Source organism: Burkholderia sp. B21-005, assembly GCF_020843965.1.
Classification (GTDB): domain Bacteria; phylum Pseudomonadota; class Gammaproteobacteria; order Burkholderiales; family Burkholderiaceae; genus Burkholderia; species Burkholderia ambifaria.
On sequence record NZ_CP086301.1, the window covers coordinates 1,858,542 to 1,875,644 of the forward strand.

Annotated in this window: 17 protein-coding genes; 8 read left to right on the forward strand and 9 right to left on the reverse strand. The window is 67.3% G+C overall.

Annotated elements, in window-relative coordinates; translation table 11 throughout:
* Window position 1: 1 nt before the first annotated feature.
* Both LMA02_RS08720 and LMA02_RS08725 read left to right on the forward strand, forming a co-directional pair.
* Window positions 2-1,600 (forward strand): efflux transporter outer membrane subunit, encoded by a 1,599-nt coding sequence (locus LMA02_RS08720; RefSeq protein ID WP_228904293.1) that lies wholly within the window; start codon window positions 2-4, stop codon window positions 1,598-1,600.
* 124 nt (window positions 1,601-1,724) lie between these two features.
* Window positions 1,725-2,756: a MerR family transcriptional regulator gene (locus LMA02_RS08725; protein ID WP_228904294.1), complete on the forward strand. Its 1,032-nt coding sequence runs from the start codon at window positions 1,725-1,727 to the stop codon at window positions 2,754-2,756.
* 156 nt (window positions 2,757-2,912) lie between these two features.
* On the opposite strand, the gene LMA02_RS08730 is transcribed toward LMA02_RS08725, so the two are convergent.
* The 5 genes from LMA02_RS08730 to LMA02_RS08750 form a co-directional block, all read right to left on the reverse strand.
* Window positions 2,913-3,620 carry a hypothetical protein gene (locus LMA02_RS08730; protein WP_228904295.1) on the reverse strand — a complete coding sequence of 236 codons (708 nt, stop codon included), beginning with the start codon at window positions 3,618-3,620 and terminating at the stop codon, window positions 2,913-2,915.
* On the reverse strand, window positions 3,595-3,819 hold the full coding sequence (locus LMA02_RS08735) for a helix-turn-helix domain-containing protein (protein WP_006754510.1): 225 nt from the start codon (window positions 3,817-3,819) through the stop codon (window positions 3,595-3,597). The genes LMA02_RS08730 and LMA02_RS08735 overlap by 26 nt, the downstream gene beginning before the upstream one ends.
* Before the next feature lie 8 nt (window positions 3,820-3,827).
* Window positions 3,828-4,388: a DUF2975 domain-containing protein gene (locus tag LMA02_RS08740; RefSeq protein WP_228904297.1), complete on the reverse strand. Its 561-nt coding sequence runs from the start codon at window positions 4,386-4,388 to the stop codon at window positions 3,828-3,830.
* A 158-nt stretch (window positions 4,389-4,546) separates the two neighbouring features.
* A complete protein-coding gene (locus LMA02_RS08745) occupies window positions 4,547-5,074 on the reverse strand; it encodes a M949_RS01915 family surface polysaccharide biosynthesis protein (protein ID WP_228904299.1) in 528 nt (175 codons plus the stop codon).
* 72 nt (window positions 5,075-5,146) lie between these two features.
* Window positions 5,147-6,544 (reverse strand): sigma-54 interaction domain-containing protein, encoded by a 1,398-nt coding sequence (locus LMA02_RS08750; protein WP_228904301.1) that lies wholly within the window; start codon window positions 6,542-6,544, stop codon window positions 5,147-5,149.
* Between the two features lie 204 nt (window positions 6,545-6,748).
* On the opposite strand from LMA02_RS08750, the gene LMA02_RS08755 reads away from it, so the two are divergent.
* From LMA02_RS08755 to LMA02_RS08765, 3 genes are read left to right on the forward strand one after another with little or no spacing between them, the layout of a single operon-like run.
* Entirely contained in the window at window positions 6,749-7,678 is a 930-nt protein-coding gene (locus LMA02_RS08755; RefSeq protein ID WP_416378646.1) for an MBL fold metallo-hydrolase, read from the forward strand.
* A gap of 28 nt (window positions 7,679-7,706) precedes the next feature.
* The gene (locus LMA02_RS08760) at window positions 7,707-9,386 is read left to right on the forward strand and encodes a bifunctional protein tyrosine phosphatase family protein/NAD(P)/FAD-dependent oxidoreductase (protein ID WP_228904305.1); all 1,680 of its coding nucleotides are present in this window, start codon (window positions 7,707-7,709) and stop codon (window positions 9,384-9,386) included.
* 18 nt (window positions 9,387-9,404) lie between these two features.
* Window positions 9,405-10,211, forward strand: coding sequence for a sulfite exporter TauE/SafE family protein (locus tag LMA02_RS08765; protein ID WP_228904307.1), 807 nt, complete (start codon window positions 9,405-9,407; stop codon window positions 10,209-10,211).
* A gap of 104 nt (window positions 10,212-10,315) precedes the next feature.
* On the opposite strand, the gene LMA02_RS08770 is transcribed toward LMA02_RS08765, so the two are convergent.
* The 4 genes from LMA02_RS08770 to LMA02_RS08785 form a co-directional block, all read right to left on the reverse strand.
* Window positions 10,316-11,137, reverse strand: coding sequence for an ABC transporter permease subunit (locus LMA02_RS08770; RefSeq protein WP_228904308.1), 822 nt, complete (start codon window positions 11,135-11,137; stop codon window positions 10,316-10,318).
* Complete coding sequence (locus LMA02_RS08775) at window positions 11,134-12,063, reverse strand: ABC transporter permease subunit (protein WP_228904309.1); 930 nt, start codon at window positions 12,061-12,063, stop codon at window positions 11,134-11,136. Before LMA02_RS08775 ends, LMA02_RS08770 begins: the two co-directional genes overlap by 4 nt.
* Window positions 12,060-13,220 (reverse strand): ABC transporter ATP-binding protein, encoded by a 1,161-nt coding sequence (locus LMA02_RS08780; RefSeq protein WP_228904310.1) that lies wholly within the window; start codon window positions 13,218-13,220, stop codon window positions 12,060-12,062. Before LMA02_RS08780 ends, LMA02_RS08775 begins: the two co-directional genes overlap by 4 nt.
* Window positions 13,221-13,306: 86 nt before the next feature.
* Window positions 13,307-14,401 (reverse strand): polyamine ABC transporter substrate-binding protein, encoded by a 1,095-nt coding sequence (locus LMA02_RS08785; RefSeq protein WP_105788906.1) that lies wholly within the window; start codon window positions 14,399-14,401, stop codon window positions 13,307-13,309.
* Window positions 14,402-14,756: 355 nt separating this feature from the next.
* Between LMA02_RS08785 and LMA02_RS08790 the strand changes: the two genes are divergently transcribed.
* The 3 genes from LMA02_RS08790 to LMA02_RS08800 all read left to right on the forward strand — a co-directional run bounded on the left by LMA02_RS08790 (window position 14,757) and on the right by LMA02_RS08800 (window position 17,091).
* Entirely contained in the window at window positions 14,757-14,960 is a 204-nt protein-coding gene (locus tag LMA02_RS08790; RefSeq protein ID WP_228904312.1) for a DUF1289 domain-containing protein, read from the forward strand.
* Between the two features lie 622 nt (window positions 14,961-15,582).
* Window positions 15,583-16,221, forward strand: a complete 639-nt coding sequence (locus LMA02_RS08795; RefSeq protein ID WP_228904314.1) for a DUF1120 domain-containing protein — start codon at window positions 15,583-15,585, stop codon at window positions 16,219-16,221.
* Window positions 16,222-16,335: 114 nt separating this feature from the next.
* Window positions 16,336-17,091, forward strand: a complete 756-nt coding sequence (locus tag LMA02_RS08800) for a fimbria/pilus chaperone family protein (RefSeq protein ID WP_228904316.1) — start codon at window positions 16,336-16,338, stop codon at window positions 17,089-17,091.
* Window positions 17,092-17,103 lie beyond the last annotated feature (12 nt).

The following is a 17,103-nucleotide window of genomic DNA, read 5'->3' on the forward strand; positions in this document are numbered from 1 at the left end:
CATGGAACTGTCGATGAACCTGAAAACGAAGGCCGCGCGGGCGCTCGCGGCCGCGAGCCTCGTCGGCCCGCTGGCCGGCTGCGCATGGTTCGCGCCGAGCGGCGAGCCGCCCGCAATGCCGTCGCCCGCGCATTACGGCGCCATGCCCCAAGTGCAGCAAACGGTATCCGCGCAAGGCGTCGCGCAGCAGTTCGAGGTCGGCGCACAGCCGGTGCCCGACTGGTGGACGCAGTATCGTTCCGATGCGCTGAACGCGCTCGTCGACGAAGGGCTGCGCAACAGCCCGACGCTCGGCGCGGCGTCGCATTCGCTGGATGCCGCGCGCGAGCAGCTGCGCGGGCAGATCGGCAGCTCGATGCTGCCGTCGATCGACGCGGGCGCCCAGGCCACGCGCCAGCGCGCGCTCGGCGTGCCGATTCCCGCCCTCGGCGCGCCGACGCTGCTGTACGACACGTTCGTCGGGCAATTGCAGGCGAGCTATACGATCGACCTGTTCGGCGTGTCGCGCTTCGCGAATCGCGCGCTCGCGAAACGCGTCGACGTCAGTGCGTTCCAGCTCGAATCCGCACGGCGCGCGCTGGCCGCGAACATCGTCACCGCGTCGATCACCGTGGCGGTGCTCAATGCGCAGATCGAGACGACCGAGCGGCTCGTCGCGCGCGCGAACGATCAGGCGCACGACGCCGAACGCCGCCATGCGCTCGGTTCGGCGTCGCGCAGCGACGCGCTGACTGCACGGCAAAGCGCCGACACGTTCGCGGCGAGCCTGCCCGCATTACGCCAGCAACGCGACTCGGCCCGCCATGCGCTCTCGGTGCTGGTCGGCCGCACGCCCGACCGGCCGCCGGCCGATCTCGCGCTCGCCGACCTGCACCTGCCCGAGCAGGTGCCTGTCGTCGTGCCGTCGGACCTGCTGCAAAGCCGCCCGGACATCCAGGCCGCCGACGCCGGGCTGAAGGCAGCTGCGGCCGAAGTGGGCCTCGCGACCGCGCAGATGTTCCCGCAGCTATCGCTGTCGGCGGCGATGGGCAAAGGTGGCTTCAGCTGGCCGACGATGCTGTCGGGCGCCGGCTCGATCTGGAATGTCGGCGCGTCGCTGAGCCAGCCGATCTTCCACGGCGGTGCGCTACTCGCCCAGCGCCGCGCGGCGAAGGCGACTTACGAGGCCGCGGTCGACCAGTACAAGCAGGCCGTGCTCGGCGCGTTCCAGAATGTGGCCGATTCGCTCGCGGCGCTCGAGCACGATGCCGAGGCGCTCGACGCGTCGTCGCACGCCGCGCTTTCCGCGCGCGGCGCGTACGACGACGCGGCCGCCCGCGTGCGGCTCGGCGCGCTGCCGCCGTCGGCCGCGCGCGCCAGCGAGCTGCAGTACCGCAATGCGCGGCTCGACGAGCTTCGCGCGACCGGCGCACGGTTCGCGGATACCGCACGGCTTTACCAGGCGATGGGCACGCCGCCGGTCGACGGCGCCGGCAAGGACGGGAAAGCCGGGAAAGCCGATATGGCCGGCAATCCCGGCAACGCGGCTCACGACGCCCCCGCCACCCAGGCGCGCACGGCCGCGCCCGACGCGCCGCCGTCACCACCGTCGCCGCAATAACGCGCGGTTTCCTTCGGGCGCACGGCGCGCGGGGCCATCCCGCGCGCCGATCCGCGATCTTCCGCTTGACCCTCACGTAGCGTAACGTTCGAGACTCCAGTGTGCGCACCGAACGGAGGAACGAATGCGACTGAAAGTGGGAGAGCTGGCGAAACGCAGCGGGCTGACCGTCCGCACGCTTCATCACTATCACGCCATCGGTCTGCTGACGCCTTCGGCGCGCGCCGACAACGGCTACCGGCTGTACGACCGTGACGACATCGCCCGGCTCCACCAGATCCAGGCGTTGCGTCGCTTCGGACTGTCGCTCGCCGAAATCGGCGACCACCTGAACCAGCCCGGCACCACCCCGCTCGTCGATCTCGTCGCCAAGCAGATCGCGCTGCTCGACCTTCAGCTCGCGCAGACCGCGCAGCTACGCGAGCGGCTCGTGAGCCTGCACGCCCAGCTCGCGGCGGGCACGGAGCCGGAACTGGCCGATTGGCTCACCACACTGGAGTTGATGACCGTGTACGACAAATATTTCTCCGAGGAAGAACTTGCGCGCCTGCCGATGTACCAGAAGAGCCAGGCGGGCGATGCGGAATGGATCGCGCTCATCGGCGAGGTCCGCGCGCTGCACGACGCGGGCGTGCCGCCCGAGGACGAGCGCGTCCGAGCGCTCGCCGCTCGCTGGATGGCGCTGCTCGTGCGCGACACGAACAACGACCCGCGGCTGCTCGCCAAGCTGAACCTGATGCACGAACGGGAACCGGCGATGCAGTCGAAGATCGGCATTTCGACCGCGCTGCGCGACTATGTGCTGCGCGCGACGGCGGAGTCGAAAATGCGCATTTTCGAGAAGTATCTCGCGCCGGACGAGATCCGCTTCATGCGGGCGCACTACGGCGAACGCGCGATGGAATGGCCGCAACTGATGGCCGATGTACGCGACGCGATCGACGCGGGCGCGACGCCCGATTCGCCGCAAGGCCGCGCGCTCGCGCAGCGCTGGCTCGATCTGTTCTGCAGCTACGCGGGCCATGATCCGGCCACGCACGCGAAATTTCGCCATGCGCTGATGAACGAGCCGGCGCTGACGAAGGATTCGTGGGTCGACGACACGCTGCTCGGTTTCGTGCGGGAGGCGATGGCGCAGCTTGTGCCTGCGCGCTGAGCGTGTTGAGCGTGTTGAGCGTGTTGAGCTTGTTGAGCGTGTTGAGCTTGTTGAGCTTGTTGAGCTTGTTGAGCTTGTTGAGCTTGTTGAGCTTGTTGAGCTTGTTGAGCGCATGAAGGTGCGGGCGGCAGACGGGTTTCCCGCATGCCGCCCGTTTCACCATTTGCAGCCGGTGTCGCGAACCGCATCCAGTGCGAGCATCGGCAATGCGAGCAGGCCCGCGCCCGAATAGGCGTGCCGGCAGTCGGCGCGACGGGCGTCCGACATGCCATCGGCCAGCCTCGCGTCGACGGTGTCGCGGCTCACAGCCGAGCCGCCGGACGACGCGCCCAATGCACCGACCGCCGCCTGCACCGGACTGCGCGCCGCCGCATGCCGCGAGCCGATTGCATCCAGATCGCGGCGCCAGTCGAGGTCGGGGCTTGATGCGGTCTCGGGATGATTTTCAAATCGGTTTGCGATTGCGCCGGCAGGTGTCTCGCCTTGCCGATGCGAAACGCCCGCCACATCCGAAGTCGACCGCATCGTCATGCGCGACGTTGCAACCGCGGCGGATCGTTTCGTCGATCGCACGGCGCTCTCGACGCCGCCCTCACCCGCGACCGGGCCGGTTCGCCCGGCGTCACGCGCGCCCCCCCCGGGCGCGGGCCGCGCGGGAATCAGTTCGACACGCAGCGTGATCCGGGGCGGCGCCCCGGCTTTCGGGCCGGTAGCCGTCGATGCCTGTTGCAGCACGAACCATCCGAGCAGGTGAATCGATACGGAGACTGCGACGGCCAGCGCGACGATGCGCGGCCGACGGCACCCTGCCGTCTCGACACGTCGCGGCGGCGATGTGTCAGTCCGGCTCGCCGACACCGTCATCGCTGAACGCGAGCAGGTCGCCGGGCTGGCAGTCGAGATAGCGGCAGATGGCCTCGAGCGTCGCGAAGCGGATGCCCTTGACCTTCCCTTGCTTGAGCAGCGACAGATTCTGTTCGGTGATGCCGACGGCCGCCGCCAGATCCTTCGAGCGGACCTTGCGCGTCGCGAGCATCACATCGAGCTTGACCACGATCGTCATCGCGCGCCTCAGACGAACTGCCGATGTTCGGCATCGAGTTCGCTTGCCTGCCGGAGGATGTGCGCGATGACCGCGATGCAGGCCGCGGTGAACAGCGCGACCACGTACGGCAGGCTGAAGCCGATGCTGACCACGCGATTGCCGACCGGTTCGCGCAGCGTCGCCCACACGCTCAGCAGCGGTTCGCACAACAGGCTCAGCAACACCCACAGGCCGATCGCACGGCCCGTCTTGCCGAGATGGCCGGCCGCTTGCGCGGAGAAATAGTCGCGGCGCGCGTAGGTGCGAAACAACGCGCGCAGATGACGCAGGCCGTTCGCGAGCGCAATCAGCGGCACGCTCGACAGCAGGATGCCGACGGCCTTCTGCCACCACGGGAAGGCGGCGACGTCCACGCGCAGGTTCGAGATCACCGAATCGGTGAGGCCGAACACGAGGCCGGGCCCGGAGGCCGCGTTCAGTGACGGAAACGCCCAGCACGCGGCGTTGAGCACCAGCATGCCGACGATGAACCCCAGCGTGACGGTGGCCATCTTCTGGCTGATACGGGCGATGCGATCGGAATGCATGCGAAGTCCTCGACGGGGAATGAACGTGCGTCGATTGTACGTCGATAATTATCGTGAAACGATAATTAATTGTTGTTCGATTGTGATTTTTTATTGTTCAGCATGCTCAGCTGGTGTCGGCCGCCCGCCTGTAGCGCGCGCAACGGCCCGGCGGCCGCCTAGTCGTAGTCGCGCATGCTGATCGCGCGCCAGTGCTTCGTCATGTAGCGCAGGAACACGGGCTGGGCCTTCAGGTCCGCATTCGGCACCGGCGCCGCGCCGCCATCCATGAACTTGCCCTTGACCGTGACGGTTTCCTCGCCGCGCAACACGTATTTCGTGCCGGCGTCGATCAGGAAGTACTTGACCTGGTCGGCGCTGATGTCGCCGCGGCAGCCGATCCTGTAGGCGAACAGGAACTGCTTGCGGCCGTTGCCGAGCAGGTCGCGCATCTCGATCGACGCGGGCACGACGTCGAGGATCACGTCGACCGGGCACGCCTTCACGTAATCGCGCACGGTCCAGTCGGGCCGGCCGTCGAGCGTCGCCGACACCTTGAGCTCGACGTCGTCGCCGGACGCGGTTCGGGCAAGCGTCACCGCATGCGCGCCGGCCGCATCGGTCCACGTGTAGTCGGCGGCCCGGGCCGGATTGGCCAGCGCTGCGACTGCAAGCAACAGGCAACGCGAAAGGAAACGTCTTTTCATCGGCGATGGCATGGGAATCGAACGCGCCATTATCGACAAAGCCGCGTGCGACCACCAGCCTCGCGCTACCGTTCAGCGCTCGCGCGAGCCGAGACCGAGCGCCTTCATCCGCCGGTACAGCGTCCGTTCGCTCATCCCGACCTGCTCGGCCAGCGCCTTGCGCGTGCCGTCGAACGTGCGCGCGATGCGCACGAGCTCCGCGTCCGACAGGCCGCGCGCGTCCGCGTCACGCTCCTGCGGCGCCGCTGCCGCCGCGACGAGTTCGGCCGGCAGGTGCTCGACGCGGATCGTGCCGTCGTCCGCGAACAGGCATGCGCGTTCGAGCACGTTGCGCAGTTCGCGGATGTTGCCGGGCCATGCATATGCATCGAGGCACGCGCGTGCGCGCTCGGTCAGCACGAACGGCCGGGCCGCGAATGGCCGCGCGCTCACGTCGCCCGCGTTGCCGCGCGCGTTCGCGATGCGGCGCAGGATCGATTCGGCCAGCAGCGCGACGTCCCCGCGCCGTTCGCGCAGCGCCGGCAGCGGAATCGGAAACGCGTTGATCCGGTAGTAGAGATCCTGCCGGAACCGCCCGTCGTCGATCATCTCGCGCAGCGGCTTGTGCGTGGCCGCGACGAGCCGGAAATCGGCGCGCAGCGCCTCGACGCCGCCGACGCGCCGGAACGTCCCCGACTCGATCAGCCGCAACAGCTTCACCTGCATCGGCAGCGGCACGTCGCCGATTTCGTCGAGAAACAGCGTGCCGCCCTGGGCGGTCTCGACGAGGCCCGGCTTGCGCTGGTTCGCGCCGGTAAACGCGCCCTTCTCGTAGCCGAACAGTTCGCTCTCGAACAGCGTCTCGGCGATGCCCGAACAATCGACGACCACGAACGGCCCCATCGCGCGTGCGCTCGCCTCGTGCAGCGCTCGCGCGAACAGTTCCTTGCCGGTACCCGATTCCCCGAGCAGCAGCACAGGCAGCATCGACGGCGCGACGCGCTGCAGCGCGCCGAGTGCCGCATTGAACGCGTCGGCGCCGCCGACGAGCCCTTCCGCGCTGGGCTGCGCGGACGCGCTGCGCACCGTCGTCAGCCGCTCGACGTACGCGATCACGTCGCCGCGCGCGTCGAAGATCGGCCGCAATTCCACGTCGACGTGCTCGGGGCCGCGCGGCGTATGGTGAATGTGCAGCACGCGGTTCAGGCTGCGCGACTCGAGCGCCTGCTTCATCGGGCAATGCTCGCCGGCCTGGTCGCACGGCACGTCGTAGTGATGCGAGACCTGGAAGCAGTGCCGGCCGACGTGCTCGACGCCCGCCACGCCGAACTGGCGCCGGTACGCATCGTTCGCCGCGAGGATGCGGTAGTCGGGATCGAGGACGATCATCGGCTGCGGATCCTGTTCCAGATACGCGACGAGCGCGCGCACGTCGGGCATGACGGCGCGCGACGGCGCGGGAACGATCGGAATGGTGTCGTGCGGATTCATGGGGAGGCGAGAGAACGAATGGCCGGACGAACTGCCAGGCGGACTGCCAATTCTGCCACGACACTGCCAGACATGGCAGTGCGCACTGGCGGTCATCGGCCGGCCGCGCCCGCGACGCATCGCGATCGCGCGGAAAATCCGAACCGAATCAATTACCTGCCGGATCGACCCGCCTCGCGGCGCGGATTGGCACGCTTCTTGAACATGGGATTGCCGATTGCTGATGCAGAACCCGATCGAGGACATCCCGTGAGCCATGCCCCCCTGCTGTCGGTCGAAGGCTTTTTCGACCCGGCGACCCACACCGTCAGCTATCTGCTGCTCGATACCGAGAGCCGCGCGTGCGCGCTGATCGACAGCGTGCTCGACTACGACCCGAAGTCCGGACGCACGCGCACCGCCAGCGCCGACCGGCTGATCGCCCGCGTCGCCGAACTCGGCGCGACCGTGCACTGGCTGCTGGAAACGCACGTGCACGCCGACCACCTGTCGGCCGCGCCGTACCTGAAGGCGCACGTCGGTGGCCGGATCGCGATCGGCTCGCACGTGCGCCGCGTGCAACACGTGTTCGGCACGCTGTTCAACGCCGGCCCCGGCTTCGCCCAGGACGGCAGCCAGTTCGATCGCCTGCTCGACGACGGCGACACACTCGCGCTCGGCGCGCTGACAATTCGCGCGCTGCATACGCCGGGCCATACGCCCGCATGCCTGACCTACTGCGTCGACGATGCGACGCAGCGCGCGGCGTTCGTCGGCGACACGCTGTTCATGCCCGACTACGGCACCGCCCGCTGCGACTTCCCCGGGGGCGACGCACGCACGCTGTACCGCTCGATCACGCGCGTGCTGGGCCTGCCGCCCGACACGCGCCTGTACCTGTGCCACGACTACCAGCCGGGCGGGCGCGACGTGCAGTTCGTGACGACGGTCGCCGAGCAGCGCCGCGCGAACGTGCACGTGAAGGACGGCGTGACCGAGGACGATTTCGTCGCCATGCGCACCGCGCGTGACGCGACGCTCGACATGCCGGTGCTGATGCTGCCGTCCGTGCAGGTCAACATGCGCGCCGGCCACCTGCCCGAGCCCGAAAACAATGGCGTGCGCTACCTGAAGATCCCGCTCGACGCGATCTGAGCCGCCGCCCCGACCGGAGAACCCCGACATGACCATCCGCCCGCTGACCGACCTGCTGTCGGTCTCGCCCCAGATCGCCGCGACCGACCTGCCCGCGCTGCACGCAGCGGGCATCCGCGCGATCGTCTGCAACCGTCCGGACGGCGAAGGCGCCGACCAGCCGACCGTCGCCGAGATCCGCGCCGCCGCCGCGCCGCTCGGCATCGCCGTGCATGACCTGCCCGTCGACACTGGCAAGGTCACCGACGATCAGGCCGCGCAGTTCGGCGCGCTCGTCACGACGCTCGCCGGCCCGGTCCTCGCGTACTGCCGCAGCGGCACGCGTTCGGCGACGCTGTGGGCGCTGTCGCAGGCTGGTCGGCGCCCGGCCGGCGACATCATCGCGATCGCCGCCGCGGCCGGCTACGACCTCGGCGCGCTCGCGCCGCGTCTTGCGCAGGGCCTCGCGCCAGGCGGCCATCAGGCCGCACCGGCCGTCGACGCGCGGCACGACATCGTGATCGTCGGCGCGGGCGCGGCCGGCGTCGCGGTCGCGTCGAGCCTGCTTGCGCGCGACGCGTCGCTCGATATCGCGGTGATCGACCCGGCCGATACCCACTACTACCAGCCGGGCTGGACGATGGTCGGCGCGGGCGTGTTCCGGCCCGACACGACCGCGCGCCGGATGGCCGACCTGCTGCCGCGCGGCGTGAAATGGATCCAGGCAGCGGTCGCCGGCTTCGAACCCGACGCGCATACGGTCGTGCTCGACGGCTGCCGGCGCATCGGTTACCGCAGGCTGGTCGTGTGCCCGGGGCTCAAGCTCGACTGGCACGCGATCGACGGCCTCGCGCAGACACTCGGCCGCAACGGCGTCACGTCGAACTATCGCTACGATCTCGCGCCGTACACGTGGGAACTGGTACAGGCGTTCCGCGGCGGCAATGCGCTGTTCACGCAGCCGCCGATGCCGATCAAGTGCGCGGGCGCGCCGCAAAAGGCGATGTACCTGTCGTGCGATCACTGGCGGCGCACGGGGCGCCTCGGCGCCGCGAACGTCGAGTTCCTGAATGCCGGCGGCGCGCTGTTCGGCGTCGCCGACTACGTGCCGGCGCTGATGGAGTACGTGAAACGCTATGACATCGCGCTGTCGTTCGGTCACAACCTCGTCGCGATCGACGGCCCGGCGCGACGCGCGACGTTCACGCGTGCGCTGCCCGACGGCGGTACGGAAACCGTCGAACGGGCGTTCGACATGATCCACGTCGTGCCGCCGCAGAAGGCGCCCGATTTCGTGCGCGCGAGCCCGCTCGCCGACGCAGCCGGCTGGATCGACGTCGATCCGGCGACGCTGCGGCACCGGCGGTTCGCGGACATCTTCGCGCTCGGCGACGTCACCAACACGACCAACGCGAAAACCGCCGCGGCCGCACGCAAGCAGGCGCCCGTGGTCGCGCACAACCTGCTCGCGTCGCTGGGCCGCGCGCTCGGCAACGCCGCGTACGACGGCTACGGATCGTGCCCGCTCACCGTCGAGCGCGGCAAGATCGTGCTCGCCGAATTCCTGTACGGCGGCAAGGTCGCGCCGACCTTCCCCGCGTGGCTGATCGACGGCAAGCGTCCGTCGCGGCTCGCGTGGCTGCTCAAGGAGCGCGTGCTGCCGCCGCTCTACTGGAAGGCGATGCTCAAGGGCCGCGAATGGCTCGCGAAGCCCGCGATCGCCCGTTGACCGGAACCCGCTGACATCATGCTGATTTCCCTCGTACTCGGCGGCTTCGTCGGCGCCGTGCTCGGCCTCACCGGCGCGGGCGGCGGTATTCTCGCGGTGCCCGCGCTCGTCGCCGGGATGGGCTGGCCGATGCAGCAAGCCACGCCCGTCGCGCTCGTCGCGGTCGCAGGCAGTGCCGCGCTCGGCGCGCTCGAAGGGTTTCGCCGCGGGCTCGTGCGCTATCGCGCGGCGCTGCTGATGGCCGTGGCCGGCGTGCCGCTCACGACGCTCGGCGTGCGGCTCGCGCACGTGCTGCCGCAGCGCGTGCTGCTGGCGCTGTTCGCGCTGACGATGCTGGTCGTCGCGGGCCGCCTGCTACGGCAGGCGCTACGCAACGCGCCCGGCGACACGGCCGAATCGCCGCTGTGCGTCGGTCGCGTGAATCCCGATACGGGCCGGCTCGTGTGGTCCTGGCCGGTCGGCGTCGCGCTCGCGTCGACCGGCGCGGTGACGGGACTGATGACGGGGCTGCTGGGTGTCGGCGGTGGCTTCGTGATCGTGCCGATGCTGCGCAAGTTCACGAACGTGTCGATGAACGGCGTGGTCGCGACGTCGCTGATGGTGATCGCGCTGGTCGGCACCGGCGGCGTGTTCGCGACGCTCGTGTCGGGCACGCGCGCGCCGCTCGACATGATGCTGTGGTTCACGGTCGCGACCGCGCTCGGGATGGCCGTCGGCCGCAGCGCGTCCCGGCACCTGTCCGCGCGGCACGTGCAGGCCGGCTTCGCGGCCGTGCTCGTCTGCGTGGCGTGCGGGCTGCTGGCGAAGGCGGCGTTCGGCGCCTAAGCCGCGAGCCGCACTCGGCGCGCACCCCAAAACAAAACGCCCGGCCCGACTCATCGTCGGCACCGGGCGTTTTTCGTTGCGTGCGCAACCTGTGCGCGAGAACGTCAGACGGCGAACGCGGCCATCCGCTTGCGTTCCTGGCGCAGCATCACGAAGTTCGCGATCACGACGCCGGCCGTCACCGCGACGATGAACAGCGTCGCGAGCGCGTTCATCTCCGGGTTCAGGCCGAGGCGCACGCGCGAGAACACGACGAGCGGCAGCGTCGTCGAACCGGGGCCCGACAGGAACGCCGACAGCACGAGGTCGTCGATCGACAGCGTAAACGCCAGCAGCCAGCCCGCGACCAGCGCCTGCGAGATCAGCGGCAGCGTGATCGTGAAGAACACCTTCAGCGGCGTCGCGCCCAGATCGAGCGCGGCTTCCTCGAGCGACGGATTGAGCTCACGCACGCGCGACTGCACGATGATCGCGACGTACGAGATGCACAGCATCACGTGGCCGAGCCAGATCGTGAACACGCCGCGCTCGGCCGGCCAGCCGATCCACTTCGCCAGCTCGATGAACAGCAGCAGCAGCGAGATGCCCTGGATCACCTCGGGGATCACGAGCGGCGCGTTGATCATCCCGCTGAACAGCGCGAAGCCGCGAAAGCGGCCCATCCGCGCGAGCACGAAGCCGGCCCACGTGCCGATGAACACCGACGCGAACGCGGTCAGCACGCCGATCTTCAGCGACAGCCACGCGGCCGTCAGCAGCTCGTCGTCGTCCACGAGCGCCGAGTACCACCGCAACGAGAAGCCCGACCATACGGTGACGAGCTTCGACTCGTTGAACGAATAGACGATCAGGCTGATGATCGGGATGTACAGGAACGCGAAGCCGGCAAACAGCGCCGCGAACTGCAGGTAGCGATTCGGCTTCATCGACGGCGGCCCTCCTGCTCCTTCGCCTGGAAGTGCTGGAACATCGCCATCGGCACGAGCAGCAGCAGCACCATCGCGCAGGTCACGGCCGACGCCATCGGCCAGTCTGCGTTGTTGAAGAACTCATTCCACATCACGCGGCCGATCATCAGCGTGTTCGCGCCGCCGAGCAGTTCCGGAATCACGTACTCGCCGACCGCCGGAATGAACACCAGCAGACAGCCCGCGATGATCCCGTTCCTCGACAGCGGCAGCGTGATCTGGACGAACGCCCGCCACGGCCTGGCGCCCAGGTCGTATGCGGCTTCGAGCAGGCGCAGGTCCATCTTCACGAGGTGCGCGTACAGCGGCATCACGAGGAACGGCAGGTACGAATACACCATCCCGATATACACCGCGTAGTTGGTGCGGTACAGCTCGATCGGCGTATGGGTCAAGCCGATCCACATCAGGAAGTTGTTCAGCAGCCCGTTGTTCTTCAGGATCCCGATCCATGCGTACACGCGGATCAGGAACGACGTCCAGAACGGCAGCATCACGCCCATCATCAGCAGGTTGCGGGTCGCCGGGTTCGAACGCGCGATGTAGTACGCCATCGGATAGCCGATCAGCAGGCACAGCAGCGTCGTGATCGCGGCGACCACCACCGAATTCACGTAGGTCGCGAAATACAGGCTGTCGGTGAGCAGGAACGCGTAGTGCGACAGGTTCAGCGCGATGTGCACCACGCCGTCGGTGTACGACGCGAGCTCCGTGTACGGCGGGATGCCGAGCTGCAGCTCCGCGAAGCTGATCTTCACGACCAGCACGAACGGCACGAGGAAGAACAGCACGAGCCACGTGTACGGCCCCGCGACGACCGCCGAGGCGCCGGTCAGGCTGAAGCGCCGCACGGGCCATGCGAGCAGGGACTTGAGCGTGTTCATGACGTCAGCACCACGCCTGCGGTCGCGCTCCAGCGCACGTAGATCTCGTCGCCGAGCGACGGCGTGTCGAGCTCGGTGATCGCGAGGCTCGACACGTTCGCGATCACCGTCTTGCCCGCATCGAGCTTCACGTGATACAGCGAATAGCCGCCCATGTACGCGACGTTGGTGATCCTGCCGCGCGCCCAGTTGAACGCGCCTTCGGGCGGCTTGCGCGTGAGCGCGATCCGCTCGGGGCGCACCGACACCGTGACCGGCATCCCGAGCGGGCCCGTGATCCCGTGGCTCACGTACAACCGGCTCGGCAGCTCCGGGGATTCGATGTACACGTAGTCGGGTTCGTCCTCGACCGTGACGCCGTCGAACAGGTTCGTCGAGCCGATGAACTCGGCCGAGAAGCGGCTGTTCGGATATTCGTAGACTTCGTTCGGCGAGCCGATCTGCACGATCTGCCCTTCGCTCATCACGGCGAGCCGGTTCGCCATCGTCATCGCCTCTTCCTGGTCGTGCGTGACCATGATGCAGGTGACGCCGACCTTCTTCAGGATGTTGACGAGCTCGATCTGCGTGCGCTGGCGGATCTGCTTGTCGAGCGCCGACATCGGCTCGTCGAGCAGCAGCACCTTCGGGCGCTTGACGAGCGAACGCGCGAGCGCGACGCGCTGCTGCTGGCCGCCCGACAGCTGGTGCGGCTTGCGCTTCGCGTACTTGCTCATCTGCACGAGCTCGAGCGCCGCGGCGACGCGCTCCTTCAGCTCCGCCTTCGGCGTGCCTTCCTGCTTCAGGCCGTAGGCGACGTTCGATTCGACCGACATGTGAGGGAACAGCGCATACGACTGGAACATCATGTTCACGGGCCGCTTGTACGGCGGCATCTGCGCGAGGTCCTCGCCGTCGATCAGGATCTTGCCCGAGGTGACCGTCTCGAGGCCCGCGAGCATCCGCAGAAGCGTCGACTTGCCGGAACCCGAGCTGCCGAGCAGCGCGAACAGCTCGCCCTGGCGTACCGTCAGGTTCACGTTGCGCACCACTTCGGTCTCGCCGAATTTCTTGACGGCGTCGACGATCTGGACAAAGTTCTCGGCGCGCGCATTCGCGCCGGACGAAGGAACGAAGGACGGCGCGCCCGCAACCGGCGCACCCGACTGGCTATTCATGATGTGCTGCTTCTCTCCTGCGTTTGACGAACAAAGCCCCCGGGGGCACCAGGGGCTTCATGACTGCTGGCTCACTTCGGCTCGCGTCAGCGGCCCGATTTCAGCTCGGTCCACAGACGCGTCTGCAGACGCTGGATTTCAGGCGGCAGCGGCTTGAGCAGGAACAGCGTCTTCACGACGTCGGCCGGCGGGTAGACGGCCGGGTCGTTCGCGACGTCCGGCCGCACGTACTTGCGGGCCTCGGCGTTCGCGCTCGGGTAGTACACGGCGTTCGTGATCGCCGCGTGCACCTTCGGATCCTCGATGTAGTTGATCCATTGCAGCGCGGCGTCCTTGTTCTTCGCGTCCTTCGGGATCGCCATCACGTCGAACCAGACCGGTGCGCCGCCCTTCGGAATGTAGTACTCGACCTTGTACGGCTTCTTCGCTTCGAGCGCGCGATGCTTCGCGATCACGACGTCGCCCGACCAGCCGTACGCGAAGCAGATGTCGCCGCCGACCAGGTCGTTGATGTAGCCCGACGAGTTGAACTGCGTGATGTACGGGCGGATCTTCTTCAGCACTTCCATCGCGGCCTTGTAGTCGGCCGGGTTCGTGCTCATCGGATCCTTGCCGATGTAGTGCAGCGCCGCCGCGAACATCTGGTCCGGCGCGTCGAGCACCGACACGCCGCAGGTCTTCAGCTTCGAGAGGTTTTCCGGCTTGAACAGGATGTCCCAGTTGTCGAGCGGGACCTTGCCGAGCGCCTGCTGCGCCTTCGTCAGGTTGTAGGCGAGACCGGTCGTGCCGTATGCCCAGGGCACCGTGTACTTGTTGCCCGGATCGGCGCCGGCGACGAGCGCCATCAGTTGCGGATCGAGATGCTTGAGGTTCGGCAGCTTCGACTTGTCGAGCGGCGTGAAGATGCCGGCCGCGATCTGCTTGCCCGCGTAGTTGCTGGTCGGCACGACGATGTCGTAGCCCGAGCTGCCCGTCAGCAGCTTCGCCTGCAGCGTGTCGTCGCTGTCGTAGTTGTCGTAGCGAACCTTGACACCGGTCTGCTTCTCGAAGTTCGGGATCGTGTCCTTCGCAATGTAGTCCGACCAGTTATAGATATTGAGCTGCGTATCCTTCGCCGCTGCGGCCGACGCACCCACGCACAGCGCGAGCGCTGCGAACCGGCCCACTACCTTTGCTTTCATCCCGTTCTCCCTCCGGCCGGACCGCGTGTCCGGCTGCCGTCTGCCTCGTCATGGCGGCGCATTCTGGCACGCCGCCCCTCGAAAACCCCGAACGCTACCATCATTCGCGTGCCGTCACAAAAAAATCATGCCCGTGTCGCGCAAACGGAACAGATTCCCGCCGCAAGCCGCCCGGGCGGCCCGCACGGCGGGGCGTTCCGGGGGAATTCTATCGGTTAATCGACGCCTGTCCATCAGGAAAAGAAAGCGGTGGCGAAACCGCGTGCGCACCGGCGTCGCTCCGGCATCCGGCCGGCCGCCCGGCCTCCATGCATTAAAATGACGCCCTGACGATTTCACGGCGCAAAACCTTCCGATGGCCTCCAATCTCCACGACCTGCCTGACAGCCCCTGCATCGGCGTCTGCTCGACCCTCTTCGACGAAGTCTGCAAGGGCTGCGGTCGCACGGCCGCCGAAGTATCGAACTGGGTGTTCCTGAGCGACGACGAAAAGCGGGCCGTGTGGGAGCGCATCAAGCGCGAAGGCACCGCGATGCGCTTCCAGTACGACAAGCTGTAAGCCATCCCGCGTCGGCGCATGCCGACGCGATGCGCCCGCCCGGGCGCCGCGGGCCCGATCACGGGCTGCCCGCTGGCGGGCCTGCCCGGCCGCACCTCACTCCCCCCGCGTCACCACCGCACTCGCTCCGTCGCAATCGACGCGACGCACTCCGTTTCCGTTCCGACTTCCCGCTGCCGGCAAGCGTCATGGGCGCGATGACGCCGCGCGTCCTTCGTCACGATCGTCCGTCGCCAACAGGCATGCCGGGGTCGCGCCGCCCGTTCTTCGATATTGTCCGCTCAGATTGAATCCAATCCGCCCGATCCTTATCGAAGCTGAAAAATATTACATCTGACATTCGTAACGATCGAAACACCAGTTTCCATCGATAAATCGGATTATTTTCTCGATTAAACTCTATAAATACTATAGAAATCGCCGTAAAAATCTGTACAAGTACGATTTCAATTCTTAAATCTAATTGATAAATTCCATCCGCTCTCCGGAAATTATGGCGAGCGATTTATCTTCCACCAATCGAAAAACCGGATCACCGAATTGACTTCGGAATTCCGGGTAGTTAAAGGAAACCGCTCAGATGAAATTCGTTAAGATGACGAACCAAGCGTCGCACGTCGTGATGGCAGGTCTGCTCGCCCTGGGGAGCGCATCGGCGTTCGCCGACTCGTTCGACGTCAAGGTCACCGGGACGATCAAGCCCGGCGCCTGCACGCCGACGCTCGCCGGCGGCGGCACGTTCGATTACGGACTGATCGGCTCGGCCGAACTCAGCCCGACCGCGCCCACGCTGCTCGCGGTCCTGTCGGATTCGATCACGATCACCTGTGACGCCGCCGCCCGCGTCGCACTGAGCGCGCAGGATAATCGTGCCGGCACCCGCGCATTTACCGGCAATATCAATTTCTTCGGCTCGGCCAATTCGGTTAACACGCAATTCGGCCTCGGCTCGGCCGGCGACAAGAATATCGGCGCTTTTGCATTCCGTTTCAGAACGAACTCATTCACGGCGGATGGCGCGGCGGTCGATTCGATTTATTCGAGCACCAGCGGCGCCACCTGGGGGGCGTCCAACGGGATTGTCAATAACACCGGCGGCTACGAGTCGTGGGCGAAGAAAGGTCAGACCGTCCCGGTCGCGGCGAAGGTCTTCACCGGCACGCTCGACGTGCAGGCCGCGATCGACAAGACGTCGAATCTCGACCTGAGCCAGGAAATCAATCTCGACGGCCTCGCCACCGTGTCGCTCGTGTACCTGTAATTCCGGTACGCGTCTTTCCTCCGATCGCGTCGATTGCCTGACAGGCATCGACCGCACCGCCGCTTCGCCGAAGCGGCGGTGCGCAGCACGATTACCGCCTAACCTGCCACCGCCATGAAATTCCCTGCACGCCATACCCTGCGGGCGTCGTTGCTCGCCCCGCTCCTCGGTTGCCTGATCGGTTCGAGCGTCGTACACGCGATGGGCGTCGTGCCCGAGACGTCCGTGGTGATCGTCGACGAAGCCGACGGCGAAGGAACGATCTCGGTCAGGAACACCGACACCCACCCGACGCTCCTGCATACGACGGTCGAGCCCATTCCCGAGGACAAGGCCGAGCTCCTCATCGTGACGCCCCCGATCGCGCGAGTCGAAGGCGGTGCGGTGCAGCTCGTCCGGTTCGTTCTCGCCGGCAACGCGCCGCTCGCCACGCAGCGCCTCGCCCGCGTCTCGTTCTCCGGCATTCCGCCGAAACGCCAGAACAAAAACGAGATCCAGACGATCATTCGCCAGAACCTGCCGGTGCTGATCCAGCCGCAAGACCTCGCGCGCAACGACCGGCCATGGGAACTGCTGAAGTGGTCGATCGAGGACGGCAAGCTGATCGTGCGCAACGACAGCCGCTATGTGGTGCGTCTCGAACAGAAAGTGCAGTTGCTGCCGTCGGGGCAGATCGTGTCGCTGCCGGCACCCTACGTGCTGGCCGGACAGACCCGCCGGATCGCACTGGCCCGCGAGGCCGCGACGCCGGAGCGCGTGCGCCTCTTCCCCGCCACCGTCTACGGCTACTCGGTCGATCACTACGACGCGGCGCTGGTCCCCGCTGCGGCCGCTGCGGCCGCTGCGGCCGCTGCGGCCACGCAACGGTAAGCACCGCGTATT